Source organism: Chamaesiphon sp. VAR_48_metabat_135_sub (genome assembly GCF_031418915.1).
Classification (GTDB): domain Bacteria; phylum Cyanobacteriota; class Cyanobacteriia; order Cyanobacteriales; family Chamaesiphonaceae; genus Chamaesiphon.
On record NZ_JANOJV010000211.1, the window covers coordinates 1 to 4576 of the forward strand.

The window sequence follows — 4576 nt, forward strand, 5'->3', positions numbered from 1 at the left end:
CAAGCTAATTAACGAGCAGGATAAAAAACACTTTACCCTGCGCGGCTTGCTCGATTTTAAACCGCAAACAGCGATTCCAATTGAAGAAGTAGAACCGATCGAGAATATCCTCAAACGTTTTAAAACTGGGGCGATGAGCTACGGCTCGATCTCTAGTGAAGCACATGAAGGACTGGCGATCGCGATGAACCGAATCGGCGGTAAATCCAACACAGGCGAAGGCGGCGAAGATCCCGAACGTTACACTTGGACAAACGAACAAGGCGACTCCAAAAATAGCGGCATCAAACAAGTAGCATCAGGACGATTCGGTGTCACCAGCCTGTACCTCTCCCAAGCCAAAGAAATCCAAATCAAAATGGCACAGGGAGCCAAACCAGGTGAAGGCGGACAACTCCCAGGTAAAAAGGTTTATCCCTGGATTGCCAAAGTGCGCCACTCCACCCCAGGCGTAGGGCTGATTTCACCCCCACCGCACCATGACATCTACTCGATCGAAGATCTCGCCGAACTAATCCACGATCTCAAAAATGCCAATCGGGAAGCGCGAATTAACGTCAAACTAGTATCCGAAGTCGGAGTCGGTACGATCGCCGCAGGAGTCGCCAAAGCCCATGCCGATGTAGTCCTCATCTCCGGCTTCGACGGCGGTACCGGAGCATCACCCCAAACCTCGATCAAACTCGCCGGATTACCCTGGGAACTCGGACTCGCCGAAACCCATCAAACCCTCGTCTTAAATAACCTCCGCAGCCGGATCGTCGTCGAAACCGACGGACAACTCAAAACTGGACGCGACATTGCGATCGCCGCCCTCCTCGGTGCCGAAGAATTCGGATTCTCCACCGCCCCATTAGTCACCCTCGGCTGCATCATGATGCGCGTCTGCCATCTGAATACCTGTCCCGCCGGAATTGCCACCCAAAACCCCGAACTCCGCGCCACCTACACCGGAGATCCCGCCCACACCGTCAACTTCATGCGCTTCATCGCCCAAGACTTGCGGGAAATCATGGCAGCCCTTGGCTTCCGCACCCTCAACGAAATGGTCGGGCGCACCGATATCTTAGAATCCAAACAAGCGATCGCCCATTGGAAAGCCAAAAACATCGACCTCTCCAACCTCCTCTATCAGCCCGAAGCAGGTGCAGAAGTCGGACGCTATCAACAGATCGCCCAAGATCATGGACTTGACAAATCCCTCGACATTACTACTTTATTAGACCTATGCAAAGACTCGATCGAGTCTGGCAAACCAACCAAAGCCACCCTGCCAATCTGCAACGTCAACCGCGCAGTAGGCACCATCCTCGGTAACGAAATCACCAAAAACCACTGGCACGGACTTCCCGCCGATACCGTCCACCTCAAATTTCAAGGTAGTGCCGGACAAAGCTTTGGCGCATTCATCCCCCAAGGAGTCACCATCGAACTCGAAGGCGATGCCAACGACTACATCGGCAAAGGACTCAGCGGCGGTAAAATCATCCTCTACCCCTCGCCCAAATCCACCTTCATCGCCGCCGAAAATGTCATCGTCGGCAACGTCGCTCTCTACGGAGCCACCAGCGGCGAAATCTACATCAACGGCATGGCTGGCGAACGTTTCTGCGTCCGCAATTCTGGGGTAAATGCAGTGGTGGAATCGATCGGCGATCATGGCTGTGAATACATGACAGGCGGACAAGTCATCGTACTAGGTAAAACCGGACGCAATTTCGCGGCGGGGATGAGTGGCGGTGTTGCCTATATCCTCGACGAGCAGGGTGATTTCCCAACCCGCTGCAATACGCAGATGGTGGGCTTGGAAACTCTCAGCGATGCTGAAGAGATTGGTAAGTTGAAGGATTCGATCGAACAACACGCCCAATATACCAAGAGTCAAAAAGCGACAGAGTTGCTAGCAAACTGGGATGAGATGGTACCGAAGTTTGTGAAGGTGATGCCGCGTGACTATAAACGGGTGTTGCAAGCGATTCAAAATGCGCTGGCTTCGGGGTTAAGTGGCGATGATGCGCTCGATGCTGCGTTTGAGGAGAATTCCCGTGATGTGGCGCGAATTGGAGGGAGTTAGAAAGTTAGATCGATCGAGTGGAGCAATACCAATAGAATAGTCTAAAGGCATGGCTCCGCTTACTTGTAATGTTGTCATAAACTTGGCAAAATAGAAATGTCCCATCATCTGCAATGGAGATACTGATGGATGCCCTGACTGAAAGATTAGGAATTAAATTGCAAGAGTGGAAGCCGGAAATATCCGATCGAGTCCGTCAATACATCTCAGAAATTATTGACTTGGCAGATCGAGATGTTCTCAACTCCCTACCCTCACGCACTGTCGAACAAGATGTGCTGAATTTAATCGATTTGATCGCCATTGAACCTAATTCGCGGGGTTCCATTCGTACTCACAATGCCTTCCTCAATAGCTACAGTTCGGAAGATGAAGGGCTTTATGATGACTGTTAAAGCAGGTGAATTGTGGATAGCTGAAATAACTTTTACCGATGGTTCGGCATCTAAAAAACGACCGATTTTAATTCTTTGGATTGATGGGGATGATCTTGTGGTAGCGGCGGTAACTTCATCTAAACCAAGGACTCAAACAGATGTAGTATTAATTGACTGGGAGAGCTGTGGATTGCGGATTGCTTCAACTGTGCGTTTATCTCGTCTCGACTGTCTAGAGCGATCTTTGTTGATTAAAAAATTAGGGGAATTATCAGCGAGTGATGCTAAAGCTTTGACTGAAGTATGGTTTCAGCATGTCAAACCAAATTTTTAGACAAGTCGCGATTGGGCTTTGCCCAAGCTTCTTGAAAGAGAAATACGCTAAATATATTCTACCTTTCTTTCATCATTACAGTGCAGCGATTTGTTAGACGACTCACCCTCGCAGAAAACATCATGTCCTATATTCTCCAGATTCACTGCTAGATTTTAGCAATTTTTGCTTTGAAATTTGTTCGGGTTCAATAAATTGTGTGGATGTTTCAAATGCAGTTTTTATTTGTTCTATAGTCCCAGATGGATTATAAATTTGAACTCGTGTTACTTCAATAGCTCTATCTCGATTATAAATTGAATATTGGAGTTTGCGTATGTATAAGAATATTTTAAAGCCCCCCACAACTAACATTATTATTACAACCAATAATATGTTTCTTTGCCATACTACTCCATCGAATGATTGTTTGAGAACCTCATTATTTTCACTAAGTTGTTCTGCTCTCCCTTCTGCTTTTCCGGTTAACCTAGCAGTACTATTAAAATCTCCCTCACGCCTCGTTACCTTTTCCTCACGCTTCGTTACCTCTTCCTCACGCCTCGTTACCTCATCCTCTCTTCTTTCTAATGCCTTCCGTTCTTCTGCCACCGTTTGACCACCCGGAATACCAGCTCGGAGGCTTGCATTTTCTACTTTTAAGGATGAATCGGTATAGGTGTATGTTCCAAAAACACTTAGGGCAACTATAACCACACCTAAAAATACAGCCCATAGGATTGAAGGCTCGAACGATGACTTTTTCGTGTTCATGTAGCATGATCGACCATACATCATTTAGATGATGGTAAATAATTTGAGGTTAATTATAAGATACCCACGAATATACTTGTAAAGATAGATCTCGGAAATTTAATCCAATAATTTCCTGCTTTAATCAGAGAGATGATTTGCGGTGTGTAAAGCAGACAATTTTAGTGCTATTGATGGTGAGCTTTGATGATTCGATTCGCTGCTGTTGATATGACTCGATCTCTGACGGTTTGATCGATCCTTGTTGCCTAAATGTGGGAATGGTAAAATTGAATCATATTCAATCTGCCCCATCACATCATGAGTACGACCCCGCAAGGCGGACGCTCCGCGATCGAATCGATAGTCCAGGAACTAGAAAAAATTCCCGAACCAATGCAACTGAGCGTCCTAGCATTTATTCGCTCTCTTGACGGATCGGCCATCCCTGAGAATCATCATCCTTCAGAACTACATCCAAGAACTTTGGGGCTAAATCGCGGTGCAATGAAAATGAGCGATGATTTTGACGAACCACTACCAGATGAATTTTGGCTCGGCGAAGAATGAGGATTTTGTTAGATACTCATATCTTTATCTGGATGGCAACAGAACCAGAACGCTTATCGCCAAGATTCACTGAATCGATAATCGATCGTCAAAATAGCTTATTTCTTAGCTTGGCAAGTATTTGGGAAATCCAAATCAAAGTAGGTTTAGGAAAACTAGATTTGAAAGGCGATCTCGCAACAATTGTAGATATTCAGACAAAGGAAAATTCTATTCAGTTACTATCGATTGAATTAAAGCATATTTACGCACTCTCAAATCTACCTGCTCACCATCGCGATCCTTTCGTTGGCGTAGCCTCTCCCTTAGGAGAATCGCTTGCTAATTGCTCAGTCTCAAGTCGAAAAAATGACTTTAGCCAATGTAGATAGTGCTTTCGATCGATATGAGATCGATCGGCTCTAATCTAATAGCTCAAACAGCTTGAGTGGTGTTATGCTGTGAATATATTGAGTAAGGAGAGAAACAATGACTCCTGTTGTACAAGAT

At 46.1% G+C, this 4576-nt stretch carries 6 protein-coding genes; 5 read left to right on the forward strand and 1 reads right to left on the reverse strand.

Annotated elements, in window-relative coordinates:
* The 3 genes from RMO55_RS15265 to RMO55_RS15275 all read left to right on the forward strand — a co-directional run.
* Positions 1-2074, forward strand: a 2074-nt coding sequence (locus tag RMO55_RS15265) for a glutamate synthase-related protein (RefSeq protein ID WP_310427814.1), incomplete at its 5' end; no start/stop codon positions are given.
* Between the two features lie 125 nt (positions 2075-2199).
* Positions 2200-2469, forward strand: coding sequence for a hypothetical protein (locus RMO55_RS15270; RefSeq protein ID WP_310427816.1), 270 nt, complete (start codon positions 2200-2202; stop codon positions 2467-2469).
* Entirely contained in the window at positions 2456-2785 is a 330-nt protein-coding gene (locus tag RMO55_RS15275; RefSeq protein WP_310427817.1) for a type II toxin-antitoxin system PemK/MazF family toxin, read from the forward strand. The genes RMO55_RS15270 and RMO55_RS15275 overlap by 14 nt, the downstream gene beginning before the upstream one ends.
* A gap of 120 nt (positions 2786-2905) precedes the next feature.
* On the opposite strand, the gene RMO55_RS15280 is transcribed toward RMO55_RS15275, so the two are convergent.
* A complete protein-coding gene (locus RMO55_RS15280; protein WP_310427819.1) occupies positions 2906-3538 on the reverse strand; it encodes a hypothetical protein in 633 nt (210 codons plus the stop codon).
* A 300-nt stretch (positions 3539-3838) separates the two neighbouring features.
* On the opposite strand from RMO55_RS15280, the gene RMO55_RS15285 reads away from it, so the two are divergent.
* Together RMO55_RS15285 and RMO55_RS15290 are read left to right on the forward strand one after the other, a co-directional pair.
* Positions 3839-4087, forward strand: a complete 249-nt coding sequence (locus tag RMO55_RS15285) for a DUF2281 domain-containing protein (RefSeq protein ID WP_310427820.1) — start codon at positions 3839-3841, stop codon at positions 4085-4087.
* Positions 4084-4458, forward strand: coding sequence for a type II toxin-antitoxin system VapC family toxin (locus RMO55_RS15290; protein WP_310427822.1), 375 nt, complete (start codon positions 4084-4086; stop codon positions 4456-4458). Before RMO55_RS15285 ends, RMO55_RS15290 begins: the two co-directional genes overlap by 4 nt.
* Positions 4459-4576: the final 118 nt, after the last annotated feature.

Excerpts from the sequence above, each read along its gene's own strand:
- RMO55_RS15270 (WP_310427816.1), top strand. The coding sequence starts at position 2,200 with ATGGATGCCCTGACTGAAAGATTAGGAATTAAATTGCAAGAGTGGAAG.
- RMO55_RS15275 (WP_310427817.1), top strand. The coding sequence starts at position 2,456 with ATGATGACTGTTAAAGCAGGTGAATTGTGGATAGCTGAAATAACTTTT.
- RMO55_RS15280 (WP_310427819.1), bottom strand. The coding sequence starts at position 3,538 with ATGAACACGAAAAAGTCATCGTTCGAGCCTTCAATCCTATGGGCTGTA.
- RMO55_RS15285 (WP_310427820.1), top strand. The coding sequence starts at position 3,839 with ATGAGTACGACCCCGCAAGGCGGACGCTCCGCGATCGAATCGATAGTC.
- RMO55_RS15290 (WP_310427822.1), top strand. The coding sequence starts at position 4,084 with ATGAGGATTTTGTTAGATACTCATATCTTTATCTGGATGGCAACAGAA.